The sequence below is a fragment of the Mesorhizobium sp. M1217 genome, assembly GCF_040318275.1.
Taxonomy (GTDB): Bacteria; Pseudomonadota; Alphaproteobacteria; order Rhizobiales; family Rhizobiaceae; genus Mesorhizobium.
The window spans coordinates 321,750-345,509 of sequence record NZ_JAMYMA010000006.1; the positions used below are offsets into that span (position 1 = coordinate 321,750).

Annotated in this window: 25 protein-coding genes and 1 pseudogene; 9 read left to right on the top strand and 17 right to left on the bottom strand. The window is 64.4% G+C overall.

Features of this window, described 5'->3' with window-relative positions; translation table 11 throughout:
* Positions 1-27 precede the first annotated feature (27 nt).
* Positions 28-339, bottom strand: a complete 312-nt coding sequence (locus NKH37_RS13245; RefSeq protein WP_353003555.1) for a hypothetical protein — start codon at positions 337-339, stop codon at positions 28-30.
* Positions 340-483: 144 nt separating this feature from the next.
* On the opposite strand from NKH37_RS13245, the gene NKH37_RS13250 reads away from it, so the two are divergent.
* Together NKH37_RS13250 and NKH37_RS13255 are read left to right on the top strand one after the other, a co-directional pair.
* A complete protein-coding gene (locus tag NKH37_RS13250; protein ID WP_352481659.1) occupies positions 484-849 on the top strand; it encodes a VOC family protein in 366 nt (121 codons plus the stop codon).
* Positions 850-1,079: 230 nt separating this feature from the next.
* Positions 1,080-1,304 carry a hypothetical protein gene (locus NKH37_RS13255; RefSeq protein ID WP_352640959.1) on the top strand — a complete coding sequence of 75 codons (225 nt, stop codon included), beginning with the start codon at positions 1,080-1,082 and terminating at the stop codon, positions 1,302-1,304.
* A gap of 23 nt (positions 1,305-1,327) precedes the next feature.
* Here the strand turns inward: NKH37_RS13255 and NKH37_RS13260 are convergent, their stop codons facing one another.
* From NKH37_RS13260 to NKH37_RS13300, 9 genes are all read right to left on the bottom strand, one after another.
* A complete protein-coding gene (locus tag NKH37_RS13260) occupies positions 1,328-2,572 on the bottom strand; it encodes an MFS transporter (protein WP_353003557.1) in 1,245 nt (414 codons plus the stop codon).
* Positions 2,569-3,945, bottom strand: coding sequence for an FAD-dependent oxidoreductase (locus NKH37_RS13265; protein ID WP_353003743.1), 1,377 nt, complete (start codon positions 3,943-3,945; stop codon positions 2,569-2,571). Before NKH37_RS13265 ends, NKH37_RS13260 begins: the two co-directional genes overlap by 4 nt.
* 50 nt (positions 3,946-3,995) lie before the next feature.
* Complete coding sequence (locus NKH37_RS13270; RefSeq protein ID WP_352788199.1) at positions 3,996-4,328, bottom strand: ArsR/SmtB family transcription factor; 333 nt, start codon at positions 4,326-4,328, stop codon at positions 3,996-3,998.
* A gap of 99 nt (positions 4,329-4,427) precedes the next feature.
* The gene (gene arsH / locus NKH37_RS13275) at positions 4,428-5,156 is read right to left on the bottom strand and encodes an arsenical resistance protein ArsH (RefSeq protein ID WP_502895813.1); all 729 of its coding nucleotides are present in this window, start codon (positions 5,154-5,156) and stop codon (positions 4,428-4,430) included.
* A 93-nt stretch (positions 5,157-5,249) separates the two neighbouring features.
* Complete coding sequence (arsC, locus tag NKH37_RS13280) at positions 5,250-5,672, bottom strand: arsenate reductase (glutaredoxin) (protein WP_353003559.1); 423 nt, start codon at positions 5,670-5,672, stop codon at positions 5,250-5,252.
* A complete protein-coding gene (locus NKH37_RS13285; protein ID WP_023722921.1) occupies positions 5,669-6,355 on the bottom strand; it encodes an aquaporin in 687 nt (228 codons plus the stop codon). The genes arsC and NKH37_RS13285 overlap by 4 nt, the downstream gene beginning before the upstream one ends.
* A gap of 1 nt (position 6,356) precedes the next feature.
* The gene (locus tag NKH37_RS13290; RefSeq protein ID WP_023722920.1) at positions 6,357-6,863 is read right to left on the bottom strand and encodes an arsenate reductase ArsC; all 507 of its coding nucleotides are present in this window, start codon (positions 6,861-6,863) and stop codon (positions 6,357-6,359) included.
* Between the two features lie 14 nt (positions 6,864-6,877).
* Entirely contained in the window at positions 6,878-7,210 is a 333-nt protein-coding gene (locus NKH37_RS13295; protein ID WP_023722919.1) for an ArsR/SmtB family transcription factor, read from the bottom strand.
* A gap of 346 nt (positions 7,211-7,556) precedes the next feature.
* On the bottom strand, positions 7,557-8,180 hold the full coding sequence (locus NKH37_RS13300) for an NAD(P)H-dependent oxidoreductase (RefSeq protein WP_502895819.1): 624 nt from the start codon (positions 8,178-8,180) through the stop codon (positions 7,557-7,559).
* Between the two features lie 338 nt (positions 8,181-8,518).
* Here NKH37_RS13300 and NKH37_RS13305 point away from each other — a divergent pair.
* Positions 8,519-9,261: pseudogene (locus tag NKH37_RS13305) on the top strand (SDR family oxidoreductase).
* 41 nt (positions 9,262-9,302) lie between these two features.
* On the opposite strand, the gene NKH37_RS13310 reads toward NKH37_RS13305, so the two are convergent.
* Positions 9,303-9,893 (bottom strand): DUF922 domain-containing Zn-dependent protease, encoded by a 591-nt coding sequence (locus tag NKH37_RS13310; RefSeq protein ID WP_023722916.1) that lies wholly within the window; start codon positions 9,891-9,893, stop codon positions 9,303-9,305.
* A 115-nt stretch (positions 9,894-10,008) separates the two neighbouring features.
* Between NKH37_RS13310 and NKH37_RS13315 the strand changes: the two genes are divergently transcribed.
* The 3 genes from NKH37_RS13315 (at position 10,009) to NKH37_RS13325 (ending at position 13,020) form a co-directional block, all read left to right on the top strand.
* Positions 10,009-10,773 (top strand): pseudouridine synthase, encoded by a 765-nt coding sequence (locus NKH37_RS13315; RefSeq protein ID WP_352592719.1) that lies wholly within the window; start codon positions 10,009-10,011, stop codon positions 10,771-10,773.
* Between the two features lie 100 nt (positions 10,774-10,873).
* Entirely contained in the window at positions 10,874-12,265 is a 1,392-nt protein-coding gene (locus tag NKH37_RS13320) for an NfeD family protein (protein WP_352856348.1), read from the top strand.
* Positions 12,262-13,020, top strand: a complete 759-nt coding sequence (locus tag NKH37_RS13325; RefSeq protein WP_023722913.1) for a slipin family protein — start codon at positions 12,262-12,264, stop codon at positions 13,018-13,020. The genes NKH37_RS13320 and NKH37_RS13325 overlap by 4 nt, the downstream gene beginning before the upstream one ends.
* Positions 13,021-13,061: 41 nt before the next feature.
* On the opposite strand, the gene NKH37_RS13330 is transcribed toward NKH37_RS13325, so the two are convergent.
* Positions 13,062-13,991 (bottom strand): LysR family transcriptional regulator, encoded by a 930-nt coding sequence (locus NKH37_RS13330; protein ID WP_352549412.1) that lies wholly within the window; start codon positions 13,989-13,991, stop codon positions 13,062-13,064.
* A 106-nt stretch (positions 13,992-14,097) separates the two neighbouring features.
* On the opposite strand from NKH37_RS13330, the gene NKH37_RS13335 reads away from it, so the two are divergent.
* Entirely contained in the window at positions 14,098-15,108 is a 1,011-nt protein-coding gene (locus tag NKH37_RS13335) for a zinc-dependent alcohol dehydrogenase family protein (protein ID WP_023722348.1), read from the top strand.
* A 229-nt stretch (positions 15,109-15,337) separates the two neighbouring features.
* Here NKH37_RS13335 and NKH37_RS13340 read toward each other — a convergent pair whose 3' ends face one another.
* Genes NKH37_RS13340 through NKH37_RS13350 form a run of 3 tightly spaced genes read right to left on the bottom strand, consistent with a single transcriptional unit; the run spans position 15,338 to position 19,121 of the window.
* A complete protein-coding gene (locus NKH37_RS13340; protein ID WP_023722349.1) occupies positions 15,338-17,659 on the bottom strand; it encodes a xanthine dehydrogenase family protein molybdopterin-binding subunit in 2,322 nt (773 codons plus the stop codon).
* Positions 17,656-18,639 carry an FAD binding domain-containing protein gene (locus NKH37_RS13345; RefSeq protein ID WP_031195083.1) on the bottom strand — a complete coding sequence of 328 codons (984 nt, stop codon included), beginning with the start codon at positions 18,637-18,639 and terminating at the stop codon, positions 17,656-17,658. The genes NKH37_RS13340 and NKH37_RS13345 overlap by 4 nt, the downstream gene beginning before the upstream one ends.
* Positions 18,636-19,121, bottom strand: coding sequence for a (2Fe-2S)-binding protein (locus NKH37_RS13350; RefSeq protein WP_023722351.1), 486 nt, complete (start codon positions 19,119-19,121; stop codon positions 18,636-18,638). Before NKH37_RS13350 ends, NKH37_RS13345 begins: the two co-directional genes overlap by 4 nt.
* A 672-nt stretch (positions 19,122-19,793) precedes the next feature.
* On the opposite strand from NKH37_RS13350, the gene NKH37_RS13355 reads away from it, so the two are divergent.
* Complete coding sequence (locus tag NKH37_RS13355; protein WP_353041076.1) at positions 19,794-20,426, top strand: TetR/AcrR family transcriptional regulator; 633 nt, start codon at positions 19,794-19,796, stop codon at positions 20,424-20,426.
* Positions 20,427-20,444: 18 nt separating this feature from the next.
* Here the strand turns inward: NKH37_RS13355 and NKH37_RS13360 are convergent, their stop codons facing one another.
* Complete coding sequence (locus tag NKH37_RS13360) at positions 20,445-20,885, bottom strand: lipid-binding SYLF domain-containing protein (protein ID WP_023677323.1); 441 nt, start codon at positions 20,883-20,885, stop codon at positions 20,445-20,447.
* A 285-nt stretch (positions 20,886-21,170) separates the two neighbouring features.
* On the opposite strand from NKH37_RS13360, the gene NKH37_RS13365 reads away from it, so the two are divergent.
* Positions 21,171-22,106: a hypothetical protein gene (locus NKH37_RS13365; RefSeq protein WP_023722353.1), complete on the top strand. Its 936-nt coding sequence runs from the start codon at positions 21,171-21,173 to the stop codon at positions 22,104-22,106.
* Between the two features lie 30 nt (positions 22,107-22,136).
* Here NKH37_RS13365 and NKH37_RS13370 read toward each other — a convergent pair whose 3' ends face one another.
* The gene (locus NKH37_RS13370; protein ID WP_023722354.1) at positions 22,137-23,660 is read right to left on the bottom strand and encodes a serine hydrolase; all 1,524 of its coding nucleotides are present in this window, start codon (positions 23,658-23,660) and stop codon (positions 22,137-22,139) included.
* Between the last annotated feature and the right edge of the window lie 100 nt (positions 23,661-23,760).

Sequence of the window (23,760 nt, forward strand, 5' to 3'; positions counted from 1 at the left end):
GTTTCTGCGCGAGCGGCATGGCAGGCGCTATCCCGCCTTCTGATCCGCCAGCATACGGTAATTGCCGATGACTTTGACAGGCGATCGCATTGCCGGGGTCGAACGGCGTTCGGCGTGGTTTTCCGCAAATGCCTTGAAGGCGGCAAGCTCGGTCAGCGCCGACGAAACGCCGTTCTGGCCGACGATGTGGACGAACGAGCCGTCGTCCAGCTCGAGCACGAGATAGCGCACCGTCGGCGGTGCCGCCTCGCCCAGCGCTTCGAACACTTTTTCGACCAGCGCGCGGTTATCTTCCAGGTCGGCTTGGTTCACACCGTATCGAATGAGTGCGTAGTTCATCGTCGTCTCCTGACTGGTTGGTATGAACGAAGGACGACCGGCTGCGCTGAAAAGATTCTCATTGCTGAAGAATCTTTTCGGTTGCCCGCATCGTCTTTCCCGCGTGGGCGGCTGCGCGGCAGCCATCAAGCAGGAGCGACGATCATGCATATCCAGTTTGCCGAGCTTCCGGTATTCGACCAGGACCGCGCCAAGGCGTTCTACACCAGGCATCTCGCCTGTCAGGTGCTGGCCGACCAGAAGATGGGCGACGGCGGCTGGCGCTGGATCGAGCTGGCATTTCCGCATGCCGTGACGAACCTGCATTTCATCAGGCGCGCCGACGACGCCCCCGGCGCGGAGCCCGTATTGGTGCTGGTCGACGAAAATGTCGGAGCAATGAGCGCGGCGTTGAAGGCGGGCGGCGTCGAAATCATCACCGAACCGCATGATGCGCCGTGGCAGCCGGGGCGCACGGTGGCGGAGTTTCGCGACAGCGAAGGCAACCGCATGGTCCTCGCCAGCCGATAAGCCACCGGAGCCCTCTGTCCGGCGGGCGTCCTACCTAAGTCCTACCTCCGGCCGGACCATCGGCCGTGCTTCCTTCGTATTATTATTTCGTGACCTCTGCGCGCCGGAACCTTCCCTTGCATCGGGCGTTCGGGCGCTGTATTCGCGATGCCTCATATTTAGGCAGGCGGAGGAAATGCGAACAAGGGCGGGTGGCAAAACAAACATGGGCCGGGGAGGAGCATCTTACCATGTCGAACCGTAAAATCGGAATGTCCCACAGTTTGGGGCTGCGCGTTGCTGACCTCAAATCCAGAATGCAAACTGCCCAGATTACCGAGCACGAGATCAAGACGTTTCAAAAGGTTGCCGCCATCATGGGCGGCGCCGAAGGCTCATTGCGCCTCGACTCGGACGATCTGATCGCCGCGTCTTTCCTCGTCGATCCCTTGGAAGATCTCCCGCTCTCCAGTTGAGGCGCTGAACGCGGGTCGAAATCCTATCGGGTTTGAACTACCTGCGATTGCCGCCAGCGGAGCATCCGCCAGCCGAGGCCGCATGCGAGGATGACGTTGGCCAGCGCCAGACCAGAAAGCGCGGCCAACGTCCCATGCGGGCCGAAGCGCTCCAGCAGCAATGCGCCGGCCGAGGGTGCCGCCGCCTGGGCGATCAGGCTCGGCATGGCGAGGCGGCCCATCAGCTTCGCGTAGCCGTTCGAGCCGAACAACGCGAGCGGCAACGCCCCTCGCGCGATGGATTCCAGGCCGATGCCCGCGCCATAGAAGCCGAGCGCCAGCGGGATGATTGGCATGCCGGCCCAGAGCGCCGAAACGCCGATCGCCACAAACGTAACCGAGGCGAACTTGGTCAGGATCGGATGGTGGTAGCGCGCGATGGTCATCTCGATCGCGCGCGCCGCCACCTGGGACGGGCCGACCAGCGCGCCGAGCCCGACGGCCGCGGCCAGCGCCATGCCGCTGCCTTGCAGGATGGTGAGCAGATGCACCGACAGCGTCGAGGAGATCACCGCCGCAAGCGTAAGGGTGGCGGCCAACACGATCATGATCGACGGATCGGGATTGCCTTCGCCGGCCGGCGTCGCCTGGTTCAATCCTGGCCCGACCGGCAATCCTGGCCCGGCTGCCGTTTGCGGCGCCTCACGAGGCAGGATCACGAGATAGAGCGGAAGCGCAATCACCAGCTGAAAGACAGCGTAGGCCAGGCAGGTGCCGCGCCAGCCGACCTCCCCAAGAAGCCAGGCCGAAATCGGCCAGCAGATCGTACTGGCAAAACCGCCGAACAGCGTCAGCGTGGTAATGGCGGAGCGCGCGCCGTGGCCGTAGTGGCGCCCAAGCGTCGCGAAAGCGGCATCGTAGAGCCCAGCCCCCATGCCCAGTCCGATGCCCAGCCAGGCTGCGATATAGGCCGCAAGATTAGGGGCGAGAGCCAGCCCGATCTGGCCGAGCCCGATGCATGCGGCGCTGAACGCCAGAACGCTGCGGCCGCCATGCCGCTCGATCGACGACCCGACGCGCGGCGAGATCAATCCTGCCGTGAGCAAGCCGAGAGACAGGCCGCCGACAACCCATGCCAGCGGCCAGCCGGTATCGGAGGACACCGCCGGCGCAATGACCGCTGGAAGATAGTAGGAAGATCCCCACGCCATGATCTGCGTCAGGCCAAGCGCGGTGATGATTGCGCCGCGGCTGCGCAGGATGGTGGGCGAAGGCGCCAGAAGGCTCATGCCGCGACGCCGCAGCCACAGCCGCTTTTGCCGATCGCCTTTGCTTCGGCATCGGCGACACAGCAGGCATCCACCGCTACCGGCGCCGGACCGCCGCAGCAGCCCGTGTCGGCAATGCCGATCCGCGGCACGGTGCAGACGCCGGTCTCCGGCAACACGAGCTGGACATTGTCGGCGGCCACCATGTCGCCGGCGATCGCCGCGGCGACGGAGCGGACCTGCTCATACCCGGTCAGCAGCAGGAAGGTCGGCGCACGGCCATAGCTCTTGATGCCGACCGTATAGAACCCATGCTCGGGATGGCTGATCTCGCGGTGACCGTGCGGCGGCACGTCGCCGCAGGAATGTTCGTTGGGATCGATCAGCGGTCCCAGTGCCCTGACACTTTCCAGCCACGGATCGAGCTCGAGCCGAAGCTCGCGCGTCAGCGACAGATCGGGGCGCTGTCCGGTCGCGGCGATGATGCGGTCGACCGGGCCAATCCGCTGCAAGCCGTCCTTGGTCTGGCCTTCGACGACCAGCCGGCCGTCGGCATCGCGGATCGAAACGGCTGCAAAGCCCGTCACCAGTCTGACGCCGCCGCTCTCGGCGAGTTCGCGCACTTCGGCGCCGAGTTCGCCGCGTGCCGGCAATTGGTCGGCATCGCCGCCGCCATAGATGCGCACCAGGTCGGTGCCGCGCGTTGTCCAGATGAAGGCCGTGCCGGGCTCCATATCCGCCAGCCTGGCGAGATCTAGCAAGGCATTAGCGGCTGAATGGCCGGAGCCGGCGACCAGCGTCGTCTTGCCGGCATAAAGGCGGCGGTCGCGGCCGAGGATGTCGGGGATGCCGTAGGCGATGCGATCGGCAAATTGCGCTTCGCCTACGGCATGAATTCCGCCGGCGCCGAGCGGGTTCGGCATCTGCCAGGTTCCCGAAGCATCGATGACGGCGCGGGCGCTGTCGCGCCGCGTGCCACTGGCGGTTTCGATCACCAGCATGAACGGCCGGTTTTCGCGCTCCTTGCTCAGCACCTTGTCGGCGCCCCAGCGCGAGATGCCGACGACCCGGGCACCGGTTTCGATCGACGGCGACAATTGCGGAAGCTTTGCAAGCGGCTCGAGGTAATCCGCGACGAGGTCGTTCGCGGTCGGGAATGCCTCAGGCTCCGGCATCCGCCAGCCACGCGCCTCGAGCAGGCTTCTAGACGCCTGATCGACGCAATAGCGCCAAGGCGTGAACACCCGGACATGGCCCCAATCCCTGAGGTTGGATGCAACCCTATTGCCGGCTTCGTAGACTTTGACAGGAATACCTTGCGCGATGAGGTGGACCGCTGCCGCCAGGCCGACCGGCCCAGCGCCGATCACAGCGACGGGAAGCCTTTCGATCATCTCCATATCTTCCATCCTTCCGGTAGTTTCGAATTACAAATGCCAAAAAATTACGCCGCCGTCTTGGCCGTCGCTTCCACCGAAGCCGGCGCACAGGTTGCGTCGGCGCAACATTCGTCCGCGAGGTATCCGATGAGCCCGTTCATGGCGGGATAGTTGGCCCGGCAGATCAGCGTCGTCGCCTGCCGCTCCTGTGTCACCAGGCCGGTGTCGACCAGCCGCTTGAGGTGATGCGACAGCGTCGAGGCAGCGATGCCGAGCCTGTCCTGGATGCGCCCGACCGGCAGGCCTTCATCGCCCGCCCGCACAAGCGTCCGATAGAGCTGCAACCGCGTCGGGCTGCCGAGGGCTTCCAGTTGCGAGGCTGCTTTTTCGAGTTTCATGGAAACACGTTAGCTCCGAGAGCCCACGACGTCAAAGCTTATTTCGAACATTCTCGAATAACCGGACAATCGCCGTCTCGTTTGCGCCAACCGCCCGCCTCAAATCGACCGCTGATTTACCCGTCTGGCAAGCTCTTCCGCGCTTTCGACGCGTTCGGAATATCGGTTGGTGAGATAGGCCGACCGGTCGCGCAGAAGAAGCGTGAATTTCATCAGCTCCTCCATCACGTCGACGATGCGGTTGTAGTAGGGCGAGGGCTTCATGCGCCCGGCCGCATCGAATTCGTTGAATGCCTTTGCCACCGACGATTGGTTGGGGATCGTAAACATGCGCATCCAGCGGCCCAGGATACGCAGTTGGTTGATAGCATTGAAGCTTTGTGAGCCGCCGGAAACCTGCATGACGGCAAGCGTCCGGCCCTGGGTGGGACGCACCGAGCCCAACGACAATGGCAGCCAGTCGATCTGCGATTTCATGATACCGGTCATTGAACCGTGACGTTCGGGCGAACACCAGACCTGGCCTTCGGACCAAAGCGACAGCTCACGCAGCTCTTTCACCTTGGGGTGATCGGCGGGCGTCGAATCCGGCAGCGGCAAACCGGCAGGGTTGAAGATGCGGACTTCAGCGCCAAGCCAGGTCAAGATACGTGCGGCTTCCTCAGTGGCCATGCGGGAATAGGAACGCTCCCGCAAGGAGCCGTAGAGCATCAAGATCCGAGGCTTATGGACCGACGCGGCCACATCGAACAGCGCAGATGCATCGATTGCCGGGAGTTGCTCCATATCTATGTTTGGCAGGGACCCTGCGTGATCGACTGGTTTCATGGCTTCAAAACTTTCTTATTTCGAGTTTCATCGAAATAGGTAGGCGCGATCCGTCGTGGCGTCAAAGCAAATTTCGAGAAATGTCGAAATACTCTAGGCGACGCGCTTGCCGCTGGCGTCGACGACGACCTCGCCGTCCTCCTTGGTGAAGGGGCCGATATCCGGATTGGGCAGGATATCGAGCACCGCTTCGGAGGGTCGGGCGAGCATGGTGCCGAGCGGCGTCACCACGATCGGCCGGTTGATCAGGATCGGATGCGCCAGCATGAAATCGAGGATCTCGTCGTCGCTCCACTTCGGGTCGCCCAGGCCAAGCTCGGCATAGGGCGTGCCCTTCTGGCGCAGCAATTGGCGCGGCGTCATGCCCATCGCTGCGATCAGCTCGACGAGCTTTTCGCGCGACGGCGGGGTTTTCAGATATTCGATCACCTCCGGCTCCTCGCCGGACTGCCTGACGATGGCCAGCGTGTTGCGCGAGGTGCCGCAATCGGGGTTGTGGTAGATGGTGACGGTCATTGCGCAGCTTTCATCTGTCCGACTGGTTTCGGTTGGGCGAGCAGCCACCCTGCCAATCCCATGGCGAGCAACGCGCCCAAAAGTTCGGCGGCGATGAAGCCCGGCAGATCGGCGGGGCGGATGCCGGCAAAAGTGTTGGAGAACGCTCGGGCGATGGCGACGGCCGGATTGGCAAAGGATGTCGACGCGGTGAACCAATAGGCGGCGGTGATATAGAGCCCAACCAGCCAAGGGATAGAATCCGGGCGGGAACGCAGGCCGGCAAGGATGGTGAAGACCAGCCCGAAGGCGGCGACCAGCTCCGCAATCCATTGGCCGCCTCCGGTCCGCACCGTCGCCGACACTTCCAGGATCGGCAATTCGAACATTGCATGCGCCAGGAACGTTCCAGCGATGCCGCCGGCAATCTGGGCGGCGACGTAGGCCAGCGCTGCGTTCGTTTCGATTTCACGCCGAAGCGCGAACACCAGCGTCACCGCCGGGTTGAAGTGCGCTCCGGAGATCGGCCCGAATATGGCGATGAGCACGACCAGGATCGCCCCGGTCGGCAAGGTGTTGCCGAGCAGCGAGACGGCGACATCGTTGCTCAGCCTGTCAGCCATGATGCCGGAACCGACCACGGTGGCGACCAGCAGAGCCGTGCCGAGGGCCTCGGCAACAAGGCGCCGGGAAAGCTGAACCACCTCAGCCGGCCTTCGGCAGATTGCGGCCGATCTCGTCGAGGCGCTTCTGCAGCGCAAGTCTGTCGACCGCATTGATCGGCAGGCTGACAAAGATCGAAATTCGGTTGTTGAGCATGCGGTAGGCTTCGGCGAAGGCGAGATGCTTTTCCGCCTCGGTGCCTTCGACGGCTGCAGGATCAGGTACGCCCCAATGCGCCGTCATCGGTTGCCCGGGCCAGACCGGACATGATTCGTTGGCGGCATTGTCGCAGACCGTGAAGACGAAATTCATCTCTGGGGCACCCCGCTCCGCAAACTCTTGCCAGTCTTTCGAACGGGCGAACGACGTGTCGTAGTTGAGGCTTTTCAAAAGCTGAAGGGCGTAAGGATGAACCTCTCCCTTCGGATGCGATCCAGCCGAATAGGCCTTGAACTTGCCTGCGCCGACGCGGTTCAGGATCGCCTCGGCGAGAATCGACCTTGCCGAATTGCCGGTGCAGAGAAAAAGAACATTGTATGGCTCGCTCATCGCGCACCTCCCTTCTAGCAGTTGCAGGTCACAGCCTGGATCACAGGCTGGCAAAGTTCCGGCGCGCCATTGCAGCAGTCCTCCATCAGGTAGGCCAGCAGATCGCGAAAGCCGGCCATATCGGCGAAATAGCGCACGCTGCGGCCCTCCCGTTCGGTCCGCACCAGGCCGGCATGCGACAGGATCTTGAGATGGGCCGACATCGTATTCGGGAACGCGGCGAGCCGCGAAGCGATCTCGCCCGCCGGCACGCCGTCGGCTCCAGCCCGCACCAAAAGGCGAAAAACGTCCAGCCGGGTTTCCTGGCCGAGCGCGGCAAGCGCCGAAAGGGCGAGTGTCTTGTCCATAATTCCAGGATTCCAGAAATGGCGAAGAGAGTCAACGCGCCTCTGCCAGCGACCCAAGGCAATCTCTCAGTTTTGAATTCGCCCTCTAAGCGTTTGCGTTGCCCCTCACCTGCCTGCCGGCATCCTCTCCCCGTATAGTGACGGGGAGAGGGGCCTCGTCATCGGTGATTTCGCCAAACATCGGCGGTGCAGAAACGACGCCAACGCTGCGGCCAGCCCCTTCTCCCGTCACTATACGGGGAGAAGTGCCCGGCAGGGCGATGAGGGGCGGCGCCGACTTGTACAACTGATCGTATCCGACACATCGAAGCGATGCCCGCTGCCCTCGGCGGCTCGCTCGACCAAATCAGCCAGGCACCGTGGCGGCAATGGCATCAGCGCGGCCAAGACCGGCAACCGCTTTCCTGACCCGCTGCAGATGCGCCTGGCGTCCGGCGGCCGAGACGCTGTCCATCCGGTAGAGCGCCAGGAATTTGGTCCGGCACAGCGGATGGCAGACGGAGCGGAAGCCGCGCAGCAGGGTTCGCCGGCCGGGCTGTCCCATGATCCACGACATCAGCGGCGTGGCACCGCATGTGGTCATCGCCATCACCCGGCGTATGTGCCGCAATTTGGGCCGCGGACCGCGTCGTGCGGTCGGCATCTCGAAAGCGAAGCCCGGCACCAGCACACGCTCCAGCCAGCCTTTCAGCATCGCCGGCACGCCATACCACCAGGTCGGGTAAATGAAGACGACCGCCTCGGCCCAGAGCAGCTCCTGCGCATGTTCGTGGACCGGTTGCAGGTTCGCCGCCTTGTCGTGGTAACCGCGCCATTCCTGCGTGCGCATGACTGGATCGAAGCCGGTCGCATGGAGATCGAGCAGGTGGACCTGATGCCCCCTTTCGGCAAGCGTCTCCAGCACCGTATCGCGCACGGCGCCGTTGAAGCTGTCGGTGCAGGGATGGCAATAGACGACGAGGACCTTCATCTTGCGCTCAGCCCGGTCGGTCGCCAGAGGATCGCGGTGCTGCATGCAAGCGCGTCGCATGCAAACAAGCCACCCGCAGACATAGTCGATCAGCTGTTTTCATGCGAAGCCCCGCAGCCCCATATCAAGACGCAACACCTCCAGTCGCGTCAAGCCCCGCTCGTTCGCTCAAGGAAAATTGCGCAGACATGGGCTTGCTGGAGGGCGCTGTCCCGCATGCCTTGAGGTACTCCGCGGGATGCGGCGCTGCGGCGTATCATGCCCAAGAACTCCCAGCATTGTTCCCAGAATGTCTGCGCCCTAGCTTCAGGGCGTGTTCAAAGCGTCAGGAGAAAACGATGCAGACAGGAAAACTGAGCGGCAAGATCGCCTTGGTGACGGGCGCCTCCTCCGGCATCGGCGAGGCCACCGCCTTGGCGCTGGCGGCCGAGGGCGCCACGCTGGCGATTGCCGCGCGGCGCGCCGAGCGCCTGGACGATCTGGCGAGGCGGATCCGTGAGACCGGCAGCACCGCGCTGCCGATTGCCGTCGACGTCACCGACGAAGCGCAGCCACGGCGATGGTCGAACGGGTCCTGCAGGAGTACGGCCGGCTCGACATTCTGCTTGCGGTTGCCGGCGTCGGCGTCGCCGCGCCGTTCCGCAATACGACGCCGGAAGAATACCGCCGGATGGTCGACGTCAACATTCTGGGCCTGCTTTATCCGATCCATGCGGCGCTGCCGTCGATGCAACGGCAAGGCGCCGGCCACATCGTCGTCGTTTCTTCCGGCACCGGCCGTTATATCCACCCTTCGGTGGTCTATTCCGGCACCAAGCACGCGGTAAGCGCGATGGCGGAATCGCTTCGCCGCGAGATCGGCAAGGACGGCATCCGCGTGACCTGCATCGAGCCTGGCGCCGTCAAGACCGAGTTCACCCAGAATATGCGCGCCGATGTGCGCCAGGCGGTCGAGCTAAGGCTTGGCGACATGGAGCAGCTGGAAAGCGAGGACATCGCCGCCGCCATCCAGTATGCGGTGACGCAGCCGCCACGGGTCAACGTCAACATCCTGACGCTCTATCCGACCGAGCAGGCATGAGCTTGGCCGACAGATATGGTGCCCTGCGCCGCCCCGCAGCATCATCCCCCGGTCATCAGCGTGAACACAAGCTGCCGCAGCTTGCCGCCCGGGCCGAATTCGACCCGGTCGAAATCGCGGCTCGCCTGCCGCTGTGCCTGCGAAATTCCGGCGAGCCGTCTCGTCACTTCGGTCCTGATCTTGCTGCAGCCGCGGTCGTCGGGGACGGTCAGGCCGATGGTGGCCGCCTCGATCTTGTGCACCATGTCGATGATGCTGGCGCCGTGCACCTTCTCGTGGGCGGCGAGGCCGGTTGCGAAAACCTCCCAGTTCTTCTGGATGGCGCCCGGCAGCCGCGCGGCCGGCTTCGGCAAGGTGTAGGTGATGATCAGCTTCGGCCGCGCCGACACCAGCACGCAGGCGTCGCCTTGCGGCTGGTAGTCCCTCACCCAGGTCAGCTTGAAATTGGTATGCGCGATGACGCGGCGCTCGCCGAGCAGCGGCCCGCGCCCGCCGATCGAGGCATAGAGCTCCGGCCCGGATTGCCCTGAGACGGCATAGGTCTCGACCTTCTCGACTGCCTGCCAGCCGGCATGCGCCGGCGATGCCGGCAGAGAGGCGAGCAGCAGGCAAAGGCGAATGGCTGTTTTCATGCAAGTCCTCGCAGCCGCTGCGCACGATGCAAAAGACATGCAGTTCCCTTCCGTGGACATAGCCTGCGGCCGGCTATAGTGGGATGCTCGTATACAAGAATCCACAGGCAACGCCATGTCGCCGCGACCGAACATTGCCCGGCAACGCCCTGCCCCCGGGACCCAGCCTCCCGGCGTCAGCCTGTGCCGCGCCCTGTCGAAGCTTGGCCTGTGCTCGCGCAAGCAGGCCGAGCTTCTGGTTGCCGAGGGGCGCGTGCGGGTCGCCGGCAAGATCGTGCGCAACGGCGCGATGCGCGTCGATCCCGGCCGCGACCGCATCGAGGTCGACGGCCGCCGCGTCGCCGCCGAGCGCAAGGTCTATCTGATGCTCAACAAGCCGCGCGGCCTGGTTACCACCCGCGACGACCCGCAGGACCGCGGCACCGTCTATGATTGCCTGGCAGGCCTCGACCTGCCCTTCGTCTCGCCGGTCGGCCGCCTCGACAAGGCCAGCGAAGGCCTGCTGTTGATGACCAACGACACGCGCTTCGCGCAGCGCCTGCTCGACCCCGCCTCGCATGTCGCCAAGACCTATCACGTGCAGATCGGCGCCCTGCCCGACGAGGCCATGCTGGCGCGGTTGCGCGCCGGCGCGACAGTCGACGGCGACTTGCTGACGGCCCGCTCGATCGAGCTGTTGCGCGGCGGCACCAGCACCGCCTGGCTGGAAATCGTGCTCGACGAGGGCCGCAACCGCCATATCCGCCGGCTGCTCGGCGCCCATGAGATCGAGGTGCTGCGCCTGGTACGGATCGCGATCGGCCCATTGCAGCTCGGCGAGCTTGCCAAAGGCAAGGCCCGCCATCTGACCGCCGAAGAGCTGGCACTGCTTCAGGCCTGAAGGACAGAGCGAAGCATCACCCCTGCCCGGGCCGGTTTGATGAGCGTTCTCATGGATTTCGGCAAAATCCAGCCCATATCCTAGATATGGAGCTTTGAGCGTGAAACTCGCGCGTGCGGTCCTGCTTGCCGCGGCTTTCGTGGCTGCTGCGGCCGTTTGTCCCCCTTCCGCAACCGGAGAGGCGAACGGCCGGGAGAAAATTGTGTTGCGCGTCGAGATCGACGGCGCCATCGGTCCGGCGAGTGCCAGGCAGCTCGAGGAAGCGCTGGCGGTGGCCGCGGACCGAAATGCCCAGGCTCTCATCCTGCAGATGGACACGCCCGGCGGGCTGGTCACCAGCATGCGCGAGATGATCGCCGCCATCCTCGCCTCGCCGGTTCCCGTCATCGGCTATGTCGCGCCCGCCGGCGGGCACGCGGCGAGCGCCGGAACCTACATCCTCTACGCCACCCATGTAGCGGCGATGGCGCCCGGCACCAATCTGGGCGCGGCAACGCCGATCGAGATGGGCGGGCCGCTGCCATCGTTTCCCGGCGGCAAGAACGATGGCCCGGAGGCGGACAAGGACAAGAAGAACGCACCCGCGGGCGATGCGATGATCGCCAAGGCGACGAACGACGCCGTTGCCCTGATCCGCAGCCTGGCTGAATTGCGCGGGCGCAATGCCGAATGGGGTGAAAAGGCCGTGCGCGAGGCGGCCAGCCTGTCGGCCGGCGCGGCGCTGCAGGAGCATGTCATCGACTTCGTCGCCCGCGACACCACCGAGTTGCTTCAACTGGCCGACGGCCGGACCGTCGAGATCGCCGGCAAGAAAGAGGCATTGGCGACGAAAGGGCTGCCGGTTGAAACGCTCGAACCAGGCTGGCTCATCCGGCTTCTCGCCGTCATCACGGACCCAAACATCGCCGTCATCCTGATGCTGGTCGGCGTCTATGGCCTCGTCTTCGAATTCACGAGCCCGGGCGCGGTCGCGCCTGGCGTGATCGGCACGATTTGCCTTCTGCTCGGCCTCTATGCGCTCAATCTCCTGCCGATCAGCTATGCCGGCCTTGCCTTGATGCTGCTTGGCATCATCTTTCTCGTCGTCGAAGCCTTGAACCCGACAGTGGTCCTTGGGCTGGGAGGCGTGGCTGCGTTTCTGCTGGGCGCTGCCATGCTGCTCAAGATCGAGGGGCCCGGCTTCGAGATGTCGTGGGCCGTTATCGGCACCGCCGCCGTCCTGACGCTCGGCCTGGCGCTGTTGACCGGCAGCTATCTGTGGGCGGCCCGCAAGAACGTTCCGCGTGTTGGCGCACAGGCCATGCAGGGGCTGCCGGCGGAGATTCTCGACTGGCAGGGCAGCGAGGGCCACGTGCTCGCCCGGGGCGAGCGCTGGCGGGCAAAAGCCGACGAACCGCTTGCGGTGGGCGACAGCGTCGAGGTGGCTGATGTCAGGGGTCTTGTGCTGACGATACGGCGCCGCAATGTGGGAAGCGATGGAGCAAGGCAATGATCATCGGTTATGTGGCCTATCTGGCAGCAGCGCTCGTCGTGGTCATGTTCTTATCCGCGGCCATTCGCGTCCTGAGGGAATATCAGCGCGGGGTGGTCTTCACGCTCGGCCGCTTCACCGGGGTCAAGGGCCCCGGCCTTATCATCCTCATCCCGTTCGTGCAGCAGATGGTGAAGGTCGACCTGCGAGTGGTGGTCCAGGACGTGCCGCCGCAGGACGTGATCTCGCGTGACAACGTCTCGGTGAAGGTCAACGCGGTGCTGTATTTTCGTATCGTCGACGCCGAGCGGGCGGTGATCCAGGTCGAAGACTTCATGACCGCCACCAACCAGTTGGCACAGACCACGTTGCGCTCGGTGCTCGGCAAGCATGAGCTCGATGAAATGCTGGCCGAACGTGACAAGCTCAACAGCGATATCCAGGAGATTCTCGACCAGCGCACCGATGCCTGGGGCATCAAGGTCTCCGATGTCGAGATCAAGCATGTCGACCTCAACGAGAACATGGTCCGCGCCATCGCCAAGCAGGCCGAGGCGGAACGGCTGCGGCGTGCGAAAGTGATCAATGCCGACGGCGAACAACAGGCGGCGGCAAAGCTCGTCGAGGCTGGCAAGATGCTGGCCGAAGCACCGCAAGCCATGCAGCTACGCTATTTCGAGGCTCTCCATGACATCGCCGGCGAGCGCTCGTCGACGGTCGTGTTTCCGGTGCCAATGGATCTGCTCGGTCATTTCATCAAGCAGGGCGGGAAGTGAGGGAGGAGCGCATAATCTCCCTCGTGGGGAGATCAGCACCCTCACCTCTGCCACGGCGGGACCGGCGCAAAGCGTTTGCCGATCCAGTCGGCGAAGGCACGTGTCTTGGCGGCTTGCCCCTTGGCCGAAGGCATGACGACATAGACGGCCCCTTCGTCGGCAAGGGTCCAGTCCTCCAGCACTGGCACCAGCCGGCCGTCGGCGAGCTCGCGTCCGACCAGCCAATCCGTGCTCATCATCAGCCCGACGCCTTGCACGGCGGCTTCGACCAGGACCTCGGCGTCGTCGGTGACCAGCGGGCCGGAGACCTCGATACTGACGCGGCGGCCCGTGGTGTCGGTCATCTCCCAGGCCGGAAAGGTCTGGAAGCCTGAGAAGCCGAGACAGCTGTGTTCCAGCAGCGCTTCCGGCGCAGCCGGCGTGCCCCGGCGGGCGAGGTAGGACGGCGCGGCGCACAGCAGCCGCCGCCGTGTCGCGACCTTGCGCGCCACCAGCCGCGAATCCTCCAGCGCGCCGAGACGAACGGCAACATCGAAATTCTCGGCGACGAGATCGACGAAGCGGTTGGAGAACTCGGCCTCGATACGGACGTCGGGAAATTCGGCGAGAAACTGTGGCAGCAGGGGGCCGATCCACATGCGCCCGAACGAGCCGGGCAGCGCCAGCCGCAGCACGCCGCGCGGCCCGCCGCCGGCATGCGCCGACGCGACAGCCTCGGCTTCGTCGACGGCGGCCAGGATAGCGCGGATGCGGACGAGGAACTCCGAACCCGCCTCGGTCAGCGACACGCTTCGCGTCGTCCGGTGCAGCAGGCGCACGCCCAACCGCTCTTCCAGGGAGGCAAGGCGCCGCGACAGGATCGTTGCGTCGCGGCCGATGCGAGCCGCCGCCTTGGTGAAGGAGCGTGCTTCGGCGATTGCCGCGAAGGCGGCCATTTCGGCCAATGCTGCCGGTTCGTGCGATTGCTGCATCTGGCGCAGAGCTCAAATGTAAAAGCCAAGGATTATATACCAATAGCGCAGCAGCTAGTTTCACTCAATCCCGGCCCGTCAATCGGCCCATCAACCGGAGTGAGACATGAAAGCGATCGAACTGACTGCCCCGAGACTGGACGCGTTTCGCGCGGCCACCGTTCCCACGCCTGAACCGCAGCGCGGCGAAGTGCTGATCCGCCTGCGCGCCGCAAGCCTCAACTTTGTCGACGTCGCGATCGCGAGCGGCAACTATCCAGGCCCGAGCTTTCCGCTCATTCCCGTCGTCGACGGCGCCGGCGAGATCGTCGGCATCGGCGAGGGCGTGTCGAGGCTCGCCGTCAACGACCGCATCATCGCCCATGCAAAACCGCGTTGGATCGGCGGCCGTCCGCGGCCTTATGAGACCAGAGAGATGCGCGGGCTGACACTGCCCGGCTCGCTCGCCGAATATGTCGTGCTGCCGGCCAATGCCGTCGTGCCGATGCCGGCTCACTTGTCCTTCGAAGCGGCAGCAACGCTGCCGATCGCTGGCACCACCGCCTGGAACGCGATCCGCGCCGCCGATGCCGGGCCCGGATCAGTCGTCGTCCTGCTCGGCACCGGCGGTGTGTCGATCTTGACCCTGCAGCTGGCAAAGGCAGCCGGCGCCACGGTCATCATCACCTCGTCGTCGGACGAAAAGCTGGCCCGCGCCAAGGCCTTGGGTGCGGATCATCTCATCAACTATCGTGAGACACCGGACTGGGACGCCAAGGTGCTCGAGCTGACCGACGGCCTCGGCGCCGATCTGATCGTCGAGACCGGCGGCTCGGCCACCTTCGCCCGCTCAATCAATGCCGCGGCGCCCGGCGGCACGGTGTTCGCGATCGGCTTCGTCACCGGCGCCGAGGCCACCACGAACCTGCTGCCGATCATCATCAAGGCGCTCAAGGTAGTGGGCAACAACACCGGTTCGGTATCCGACCTGCGCGACGCTGCGCGCGCTATCGGCGCCGCCCGTATCGATCCGGTCATCGACACAATCTACAGCCAGCACCAGGCGACCGAGGCCTACGCCCACATGGCGGCCGGCGGCCGGCATTTCGGCAAGCTTGCGTTCAGTCTGTCGTGGTGAGCCTGAAAAGGCAGGGCGTTCAAGCTGCCGATCTCCCCCCTCGTGGGGGAGATGTCCGGCAGGACAGAGAGGGGCGCTGTCCCTCCAGCCTATCAAGCAGTTCGCGCACCCACGTAAGGTTCTCAGCTCATCAAAGTTGAACTGAACGCTGGCGATCCTTCACGCTCCCCTCTGCCCTGCCGGGCATCTCCCCCACGAGGGGGGAGATTGGCAGTTCCACCGCGTCCGCCTAAATCAGCTTCTCCAGCGTGATCGGCAGATCCCGCACCCGTTTCCCGGTGGCGTGGAATACCGCGTTGGCGATCGCCGGCGCCACGCCGACGATGCCTAGCTCGCCGACCCCCTTGCCGCCAAGCACCGAGGAATGCGGGTCGGGAATACCGACTGAGATTACCTCGATGTCGGGAATGTCGGCATTGGTGGCGATGAGATAGTCGGCGAGGTTGTTGTTGACGATGCGGCCGTGGCGGCGGTCGACGATGCCTTCCTCGAGCAGCGCCTGGCCGATGCCCATGATGATGCCGCCCTTCCACTGGCTTTCGGCGAGCTTGGGGTTATAGAGCCGGCCCGAATCCAGCGCCGATACCACGCGCGACACACGAACCGTGCCAAAGTCCTCGTCGACGCGCACTTCGATGAAATGCGCGCACCAGCTGTGGCGGGAATAGTCGCCCTCGGTGTGCGGCAGCGCCATGGCTATGGTGGTGTAGTTCTTGTAGCGGTCCTCGACCGTCGAATTGGCCGGCATCGTGTCGCCCTTGGCCTCGATATGCTGGCGCCCGACGCTGCTGAGCAGTTCGGCGATGGAAACTTCAGGGCCGTTGCCGCGCGGCGACGAAATGCGGCCATTGGCGACGACGAGCGTGTTGGCCTGCAGCGTATGGAACGGCGAAGCCGGATCACTGATGGCGAGCCCGACCAACTGGTCGAGCGCGGCACTCGCCGCCTTGTGGACGGCGCCGGTCATCACCCCGGCCAGCCGCGAACCGCCGGTGACGCCGGCACGGGCATAGCGGGAATCGCCGAGCTTGACGATGACGTTTTCCGCCGGCACGCCCAGCACCTCGGCGGCGGTCTGCGCCAAGATCGTGTAGGTGCCCTGCCCCATGTCGATCGACGAGCTTTCGACCTCAACCGAGCCGTCGGCGAGAATGCGCACGACCGCCTCGCCATAGGCGCGCCGCACCGGGTAGGTGCCGGCGGCGACGCCCCAGCCGATCAACTGGTTGCCGTCGCGCATCGAACGCGGCTGGGGCGTCCGCTTCGACCAGCCAAAGGCTTCAGCGCCGGCCGCGAACGCCTCGCGCAGCTGCCGTGTCGACCACGGCTTCTTCGCATGCGGATCCTGCTCGGCATAGTTCCTGAGACGGATTTCCAGCGGGTCGATACCGACCTCATAGGCGAGCTCGTCGATCGCGCTTTCGATGCCGAAGGCGCTCGGGTTCTCGCCCGGCGCGCGCAATGCCCCCGGCACCACCGTGTTGACCCGCACGACGTTCTGCCGCGACGAGAAATTCGGCGTCGCGTACATGACCGAGGTGACCGAGCCGAGCGGCTCGACCCACATGCCGTCGACCGAGGTCTCGTTGACGCCGCGATGCACGATCGACTGGATCTGACCCTCTGCGTTGGCGCCGAGCGCCACGGTCTGGCGCGTCGCCGCCCGTCCGCCATAGGCGGTGAAGGTCTGCGGCCTGCTGACCGCCAGCTTCACCGGCCGTCCCAGCATTTTCGCGGCGACTGCCGCCACCGCGCCGTAGCCATAGGCGAACGCCTTGGAGCCGAAGCCGCCGCCAATATAGGGCGAGACCAGTCGCACATTCTCGAACGGCACGCCGAACCATTCGGCATAGGTCCGCGCCATGCCGTCGAGCCACTGGCTCGGCTCCCAGACCGTGAGTTGGTCGTCCTGCCACTTTGCGATCAGGCCATGCGGCTCCATCGGCGCCTGGTATTCGCGCGGCGTGTTGTAGGCGTTGCAGATCCTGACCGGAGCCGAGGCGAACGCGGTCTCCGCCTCACCCCACTCCTTGGTCATCGCATCGACCGCAATGCCGTCGCCGGCTTTCGGATCGCTGAGGTCGACGATCGCCGGCGCCTCGTCATAGGCGATCTTGACCAGCGCCGCGGCTGCGACCGCCTGTTCGAAGCTCTCGGCCACCACCGCCGCGATATGCTGGCCGCTGAAGGTGATGCTGCGCGCCAGCGGGCAATAGGCAACAGCCGGCGGCGGCGTGCCCAGCCAGTCCGTGGCGGTTCTCAGCGGCAGGAAATTGTCGGGCGTCAGCACCAGCAGCACGCCCGGCGCGGCTTCGGCCGCTGCCGTGTCGATCGACTGCACCCGGCCGGCGGCAATGGTACTCTCGACCAGCACCGCATAGGTGAGCCCCTCGAGCTGCTGCTCGACGGCGTATTTGGCGGCACCGGTGATCTTGGCCGGTCCGTCGACGCGCGACAGCCGGCCGCCGACCTGATCCGCGAGGACGGCGCCGTCCGAAGCGTCGCCGCGTTTGGCATCGCCAGGTCTTGTTCTCAACTCGTGAACGGTCATGCCGTTTCTCCCATTTTGAGGATGGCGCGGGCGACGACGCGCGGCGCCAGTTCGATCTTGTAGTGGTTGGCGCCATGGTCGACGGCGCCCTCGACGGCGAGCAGGCTGGCTTGCCTGACGACCTCCGGCTCGAGCACCTTGCCTTTCAGCGCCTCTTCGACGGCGCGGGCGCGCCATGGCTTGGTGGCAACGCCGCCAAGCGCGACGCGCAGATCGCGGATCGTCCTTCCGTCGGCCTCGAACTCGATACCGACCGCGGCACTTGCCGCGGCGAATTCATAGGACTGGCGGTCGCGGACCTTGAGATAGGTCGAGCGGCGGGCGGCGGCCGAAGCGGGAATGCCGATCGCGGTGATCATCTCGCCGGGTTCGATCGCATGTTCCCGTTCGGGCGTGCTGCCCGGCGGCAGGAAAAAATCATCGACGGCGACCTGACGGTCGCCGAGATGGAGGATCGCGTCGAAGGCGACGAGCGCAACCGCCAGGTCGCCGGGATAGGTGGCGATGCAGGCTTCGCTGGTGCCGAGCACGGCATGACCACGGGTGACGCCGCCGATCGCCGAGCAGCCGCTGCCGGGCGAGCGCTTGTTGCAAGCGGGGAAATTCGCCGGATCGCGGAAATAGGGGCAGCGCGTACGCTGCATCAAATTGCCGCCGATCGTCGCCATGTTGCGCAACTGCGCCGATGCGGCCTGCCACAATGCTTCCGAGACGGCTGGGAACCGACTCTTGATATCGGCATGGTCGGCGACGCGGCTCATCCTGGCCAGCGCGCCGATCGTGGCGCCCCGGTCATCAACGGCAATCGTGTCCAGTCCCTTGAGATGGGTGATGTCGACCACGGTCTCGGGTTCGGCAACGCCGCATTTCGCGAGATCGACAAGCGTCGTGCCGCCGGCCAAAAGCATGGCGCCGGGAAGTGCTGCTGCCTCACGGGCTGCATCGACGGAGCCGGCGCGGAGATACGAAAAGTCCCTCATGACGCGGCCTCCACGGCCGCCTGGCGCACGGCGGCGATGATATGCGGATAGGCGCCGCAGCGGCAGAGATTGCCGGCCATGTATTCGCGGATCTCCTCGTCGGAACCGGCATGGCCCTCGCGAATGCAGGCGACCGCCGACATGATCTGGCCCGGCGTGCAATAGCCGCACTGGAAGGCATCCTGTTCGAGGAAGGCGGCCTGCACCGCATGCAGCGTGCCATCCTCCCCGGCAAGCCCTTCGATGGTGGTGATGTCCCTGCTCTCAGCCTGAGTGGCAAGCGTCAGGCAGGCCAGCACGCGCTGGCCGTCGATATGCACCGTGCAGGCGCCGCACTGGCCCTGGTCGCAGCCCTTCTTGGTGCCGGTCAGGCCGAGATGGTCGCGCAAGGCGTCGAGCAGGGTAACGCGCGGTTCGACCTCCAGCTCATGTCGATGTCCGTTGATTTGAAGTTGGATTGGAGTTCGGGTTTTGCTTGTCATGGGGCGTCTGGCTCCAGTTGCTTGACGCGGGAGGGGATGATCTGGTGCCCGGCCGGCGAGCGGCAAGGTCAGCTTATGGCTAGGTGAAGGCTATCTTCCCCTTGGGGGAAATGCCCGGCAGGGCAGAGGGGGTCTGCCTGACTTGGCGCGACCTCGGGGAGGCTGCGGCTTGCGAGGTCGAAAGACGTGACATACCCGATCCCGTGATTACATGAGAAAGGCGCTCCACAATCGGAGGCGCCTCCGCTTATTACCTAAGGACCTGCTCGGCCCTGTTCAAGCCCAGGATCGAAAATGATCAAAATTGGAGAAAATTGGCAGGGCAGCCAGCCGTCATGCCTGGAGACAAAAAAGCACCACCGGCCCAAGCCGGTGGTGCTCTCTGAACTGTCTGTAGGGGCAGGACAGTCCAATGATCCTGAGGGGATCGTGCTCAATGTCGGCTCATTTTTGCCTCAGGGCATCGGCCGAACAGATGAGGAGTGCCGGCCGCGCCAGGAAATATCCTCCGTCGTCATCCACCGGGACAGGCAAGATGCGGAACGCCGGCCCAGACTCGATCCTGTGATTGTATTTACTTGCGATTATATTTGTCGGAGGCGTAACGAAGTTGGAGGCGTCTCCGTTGTTGAAACGGGGCCTGCCCTATTCGGATCAACACTGGAGAAAAAATTGGCCGCAGAGCCGCCCGTCATATCTGGAGACAAGGCCGAAGCCGCCGCTGCAAAACCGCTGCGCGCCGACGCGCAGCGCAACCGCGACGCACTGGTCGAGGTCGCGGCGAAAGCCTTTGCCGCGCATGGCGTCGATGCCTCGCTGGAGGAGATTGCGCGTCAGGCCGGCGTCGGCATCGGCACGCTCTACCGGCATTTCCCAACGCGCGAGCATCTGGTCGAGGTGGTTTATCGGCGCGAAGTGGAAGGACTGTGCCAGGCGGCCGACGAACTCGCCCACGATCATGTGCCCGACGTCGCGCTCGAACAATGGATGCAGCGCTTCGTCGACTACATCGCCACCAAGCGCGGGCTGTCGACAAGCCTGCGCATCCTGCTCACAACCAACTCCACCCTGTTCTCCGACGTTTCGGGCAGGGTGACGCTGGCTTTGCGGCGGCTGATCGATGCCGCGGTCGCCAACGGCTCGATCCGCAGCGACGTCGATGCCTCCGACGTGCTGCATGCGCTGGGCGGCATCTATTCGGCCCCGGACACCAAGGACTGGCGCGACCGCTCGCGCCGATTGGTGTCGCTGCTGATGGATGGGCTGCGGTTTGGAGCGGCCAAATCCGGCCCATCCACGGAATGACGAATGCAATGACTGCCCTTATTTCAGCGAGATGCTCATACCGCTGAGATCGGCGTTGACTTGCAGACCTACCTGCCTGCCTGTGAGTTCGAGTTGGGCACCCTTGTCATTGGTCATGACGATCACCTGGGCTCCTTTGCCAAGCGCGCCGCCACCCCCCGCTGCACCGTACACCCCCGTCACATCCCGGGCGCGGCGTATGTGGCGCACGGTACCTTTGAAATAGGTCTTGGAGGCGCCGAAGGCGAGGCCGCCCGAGATGCCGCCGACCGAGATGGGATATCGGCGACCATGGAAGGTCAGTGTGCCCTCGCCTCCGGAGCCGCCGATGAAAAAGGCCGCCTTGTAGATGGCGAAGCGGATCGTACCGCTGTCGGCATGCGCGACGCTGGCAAAGCTAACTGCCGCGGCGGCGATGACGGCAACCGCGACTGAACGAAATCTGGACGAAATCTTCATGATGAGAACTCCTCAAGATCGCCGCATGCCCAGCCGACCGGGCACATCGGCGTCGTATCAAAGTCATAGCTGAACAGTCTCGCCCGTCATTGGTTCCAAGCACGCGGCCTGAATTCGGCTGCGAGAAGACCGCTACGAAACGAGGCGGACGGCGAGCATAGACCTGGCTGTAAGAACAGCGGCCGAATGGTGGGAATCCTTCGCCGGCGCTCCTATGAAAACGTAGGTGTTGAAGCCGAACGGTATTAGTCTGCGCTGTCTGGGGTTTCGGGAGCGCGGCAAAGAATGGATTTGAACTCTGGCTACGGCTACCTGCTGATCGGCGGCCTGATCCTGGTCGGTGCCGGGCTCCTGGTCGTTTCGCTGATCGTCAATCTCCGTGTGGCGCACAGTGTGCGTGACGACGTACGCCATCGTGAAAAGCTGCTGGAATATTATCGCAACATCTTTTCGCAGCTGGGCGTGATCCTGATCGGCATTGGCGTGTCCCTGTTCATCTTCTTTTTCCAGCAGAACTATCAGGACCAGCGTAAACGCGAAACGGAGCTCCAGCAGGTTCTCGCCAAACTGGCGGCGCGTATTGCCCGCGGCGGCGCCGTCGTGGAGGCCCTTGGCGAATTCGATGCGCTGCTGGATGATGGCGGCGCCTATGTCAGTCCGGAACTCGGCGGCAACAATGCCGCGGTCAGCGCCCACGGGACGGCGCTCGCCAAGCAGGTTTCGCAGATCCTTCTGGTCGAACGCGACGTCGATGTTCAGGGGTTCGATACCCTGAATTTATCACGCGATTTCGAAGCATCGTTCGTCGTCAACGAGCTCAACCCAACGCTATGGTTCAACATCGTCCGGGACGAGAGCGACATCAAATATGCCACCACTCAGATCGCCCTGGATTACAAGGACCTGCAGGATGCGATCGGCGGCGAGGCGATCGAGGTTGCGATCGCCAATCCCGAAAAGGAGCGGAAGATCAAGCAGGAGGTGCTCGACATTTTTTATGATGCCGACCTCCTGCGCCAGCGCAGCAGGCGGTTTCTCGGCCGCGCATGCTGGCTGTTCAGCAAGGGGCGCGGTTTCGTCAAGCTTGCACCGGCCAATGAGATCGAAGCCGATGCCAGGTCGCACCAAGAATGGATCGACCGGTCGAAACCCTTCCTGACGCAAGCGACGCCGGGCAGCGGCGATTGCTTCAAATTGCTCCAGTTCGGCCCGGCATCCTGAACCGGCAAAGGCTCGCCCGCCCCGCGACGGCTAATCACCCTCGCGCTGCAGCGTGCCGAGATGATTGTCGTTGAGAAACTCGATGGTCACGGCCGACGCCTTGCCGTCGGGGTCGATGACAAAGCTGACGGCCGAGGGCCTGTCCGGCATCTCGGCATCGGGGAAGGTCACGAAGAGGTCGCGGTCGAAATGCTTCAGTGGATAGGACCGCGCACCGGCGGGCCCGACCTTGAGGACAAGAGCCTCTCCTTCGCCCGACACAATAGCATCGCCGATGAAGTCGTTGAAGTAACGGCCGGCATAGGCACTGGCTGGCCCGGCCGGACTTGCCGGAGAGGGCGGCACGGCATAGGTGGCCTTGGCCGCCGCAATCACCGGCCCGAACATGCCTGCATAGATATCATTCCATGCCTTTACCTTATCTTTCCCCAGCGTTCCGTCGAAGACGAGATCGGCGAAGCTGTCGGACAGTCCCTCCGGCACGCCTGTCGGAAAGGCGTTGGCGATGACGACGATGCCAAGCTTCTCCTCGGGGAAGAGCATCACCAGACTGCGTGCGCCGGTGCTGAAGGCGCCCGCATGACCCCAGACCAGCCCGTGCCGGCCGAATTCGACATTCCAGCCGAGGCCGTAGAAGGCCTCGCCTCCGGAGACGGGGTTCTTGCCGCGAACCATCAAGGGAATATGTGTCTGGTCCAGCGCATCGGCGGCAATGAGTCTCTTGCCGGCGTAGGCCCCGTTGCCGAGCACAAGGCGCATCCATTGAGAGAGATCGCGTGCGGTGGAACTGACGCCGCCTGCTGGCGCCTGCGCATCCGGATAGCGCTGGACCTTCGCGGCCCAGGCGCCATCGATCTTGGCGTGGAGTTCGGCGCGGTTGGCGTGCTTGATGAAGTCCGAATGACGCGAACTGGTCGAGGCCATTCCAAGCGGACGATAGAGCTTCTCTTCGGCGACCTCTTCCCAGGGCTTGCCCGTCGGCTTCGCGGCGGCGACGGCACCCTCGGTCAGTCCGAAATTACTGTAGGAATAGCCGGCACGAAAGCTCGACGACGGCGACACGAACCGCAGGCGGCGCAGGATCTCCCCGCGGTCATAGCCAATGTCCTCGAGGTCGTCGCCCGCCGTGCCGGGAAGCCCGCTGCGGTGCGCAAACAGGTCGCGGACCGTGAGTTCGCTGGTCGGATAGGGCTCGGCGAGCCGGAAAGCCGGATCGAGGTCGGCGATCTTCGAATCCCAGGAAGCGACCCCGTTGCTGACCAGCGCCGCCACGACGGTGGCGGAGACCGGCTTGGAGAGGGAGGCGATCTGGAAGACCGTGTCCGCATCGACGGTCTCCGGTTTTCCGGCTTCGCGATGCCCGAACCCCTTGAGGAAGATCACCTCGTCGCCATGCACGACGCCGATGGCCAGACCGGGCACGCTACCATCCGCGACGACGCCTTCGGCAAGTAGTTCGAGCTTCGCAAGGGCCGCGGCGATCCTGTCGGGTGGGATGGTATCGGCCGACGCCGCTTTCGGCAAAAGCACCATGATAGCGATGAAGGCCAACATCCTCCAACGGAGGTGGTTCCGCTTTATGAATAGCCGCATGCTCAGCCCCCTCCGCTTCACCGGCGTGCACTATTGCAGGCCGACGCAGGGAAGGCCAGCC

Excerpts from the sequence above, each read along its gene's own strand:
- NKH37_RS13245 (WP_353003555.1), bottom strand. The coding sequence starts at position 339 with ATGAACTACGCACTCATTCGATACGGTGTGAACCAAGCCGACCTGGAA.
- NKH37_RS13250 (WP_352481659.1), top strand. The coding sequence starts at position 484 with ATGCATATCCAGTTTGCCGAGCTTCCGGTATTCGACCAGGACCGCGCC.
- NKH37_RS13255 (WP_352640959.1), top strand. The coding sequence starts at position 1,080 with ATGTCGAACCGTAAAATCGGAATGTCCCACAGTTTGGGGCTGCGCGTT.
- NKH37_RS13260 (WP_353003557.1), bottom strand. The coding sequence starts at position 2,572 with ATGAGCCTTCTGGCGCCTTCGCCCACCATCCTGCGCAGCCGCGGCGCA.
- NKH37_RS13265 (WP_353003743.1), bottom strand. The coding sequence starts at position 3,945 with ATGATCGAAAGGCTTCCCGTCGCTGTGATCGGCGCTGGGCCGGTCGGC.
- NKH37_RS13270 (WP_352788199.1), bottom strand. The coding sequence starts at position 4,328 with ATGAAACTCGAAAAAGCAGCCTCGCAACTGGAAGCCCTCGGCAGCCCG.
- arsH (WP_502895813.1), bottom strand. The coding sequence starts at position 5,156 with ATGAAACCAGTCGATCACGCAGGGTCCCTGCCAAACATAGATATGGAG.
- arsC (WP_353003559.1), bottom strand. The coding sequence starts at position 5,672 with ATGACCGTCACCATCTACCACAACCCCGATTGCGGCACCTCGCGCAAC.
- NKH37_RS13290 (WP_023722920.1), bottom strand. The coding sequence starts at position 6,863 with ATGAGCGAGCCATACAATGTTCTTTTTCTCTGCACCGGCAATTCGGCA.
- NKH37_RS13295 (WP_023722919.1), bottom strand. The coding sequence starts at position 7,210 with ATGGACAAGACACTCGCCCTTTCGGCGCTTGCCGCGCTCGGCCAGGAA.
- NKH37_RS13300 (WP_502895819.1), bottom strand. The coding sequence starts at position 8,180 with ATGAAGGTCCTCGTCGTCTATTGCCATCCCTGCACCGACAGCTTCAAC.
- NKH37_RS13310 (WP_023722916.1), bottom strand. The coding sequence starts at position 9,893 with ATGAAAACAGCCATTCGCCTTTGCCTGCTGCTCGCCTCTCTGCCGGCA.
- NKH37_RS13315 (WP_352592719.1), top strand. The coding sequence starts at position 10,009 with ATGTCGCCGCGACCGAACATTGCCCGGCAACGCCCTGCCCCCGGGACC.
- NKH37_RS13325 (WP_023722913.1), top strand. The coding sequence starts at position 12,262 with ATGATCATCGGTTATGTGGCCTATCTGGCAGCAGCGCTCGTCGTGGTC.
- NKH37_RS13330 (WP_352549412.1), bottom strand. The coding sequence starts at position 13,991 with ATGCAGCAATCGCACGAACCGGCAGCATTGGCCGAAATGGCCGCCTTC.
- NKH37_RS13335 (WP_023722348.1), top strand. The coding sequence starts at position 14,098 with ATGAAAGCGATCGAACTGACTGCCCCGAGACTGGACGCGTTTCGCGCG.
- NKH37_RS13340 (WP_023722349.1), bottom strand. The coding sequence starts at position 17,659 with ATGACCGTTCACGAGTTGAGAACAAGACCTGGCGATGCCAAACGCGGC.
- NKH37_RS13345 (WP_031195083.1), bottom strand. The coding sequence starts at position 18,639 with ATGAGGGACTTTTCGTATCTCCGCGCCGGCTCCGTCGATGCAGCCCGT.
- NKH37_RS13350 (WP_023722351.1), bottom strand. The coding sequence starts at position 19,121 with ATGACAAGCAAAACCCGAACTCCAATCCAACTTCAAATCAACGGACAT.
- NKH37_RS13360 (WP_023677323.1), bottom strand. The coding sequence starts at position 20,885 with ATGAAGATTTCGTCCAGATTTCGTTCAGTCGCGGTTGCCGTCATCGCC.
- NKH37_RS13365 (WP_023722353.1), top strand. The coding sequence starts at position 21,171 with ATGGATTTGAACTCTGGCTACGGCTACCTGCTGATCGGCGGCCTGATC.
- NKH37_RS13370 (WP_023722354.1), bottom strand. The coding sequence starts at position 23,660 with ATGTTGGCCTTCATCGCTATCATGGTGCTTTTGCCGAAAGCGGCGTCG.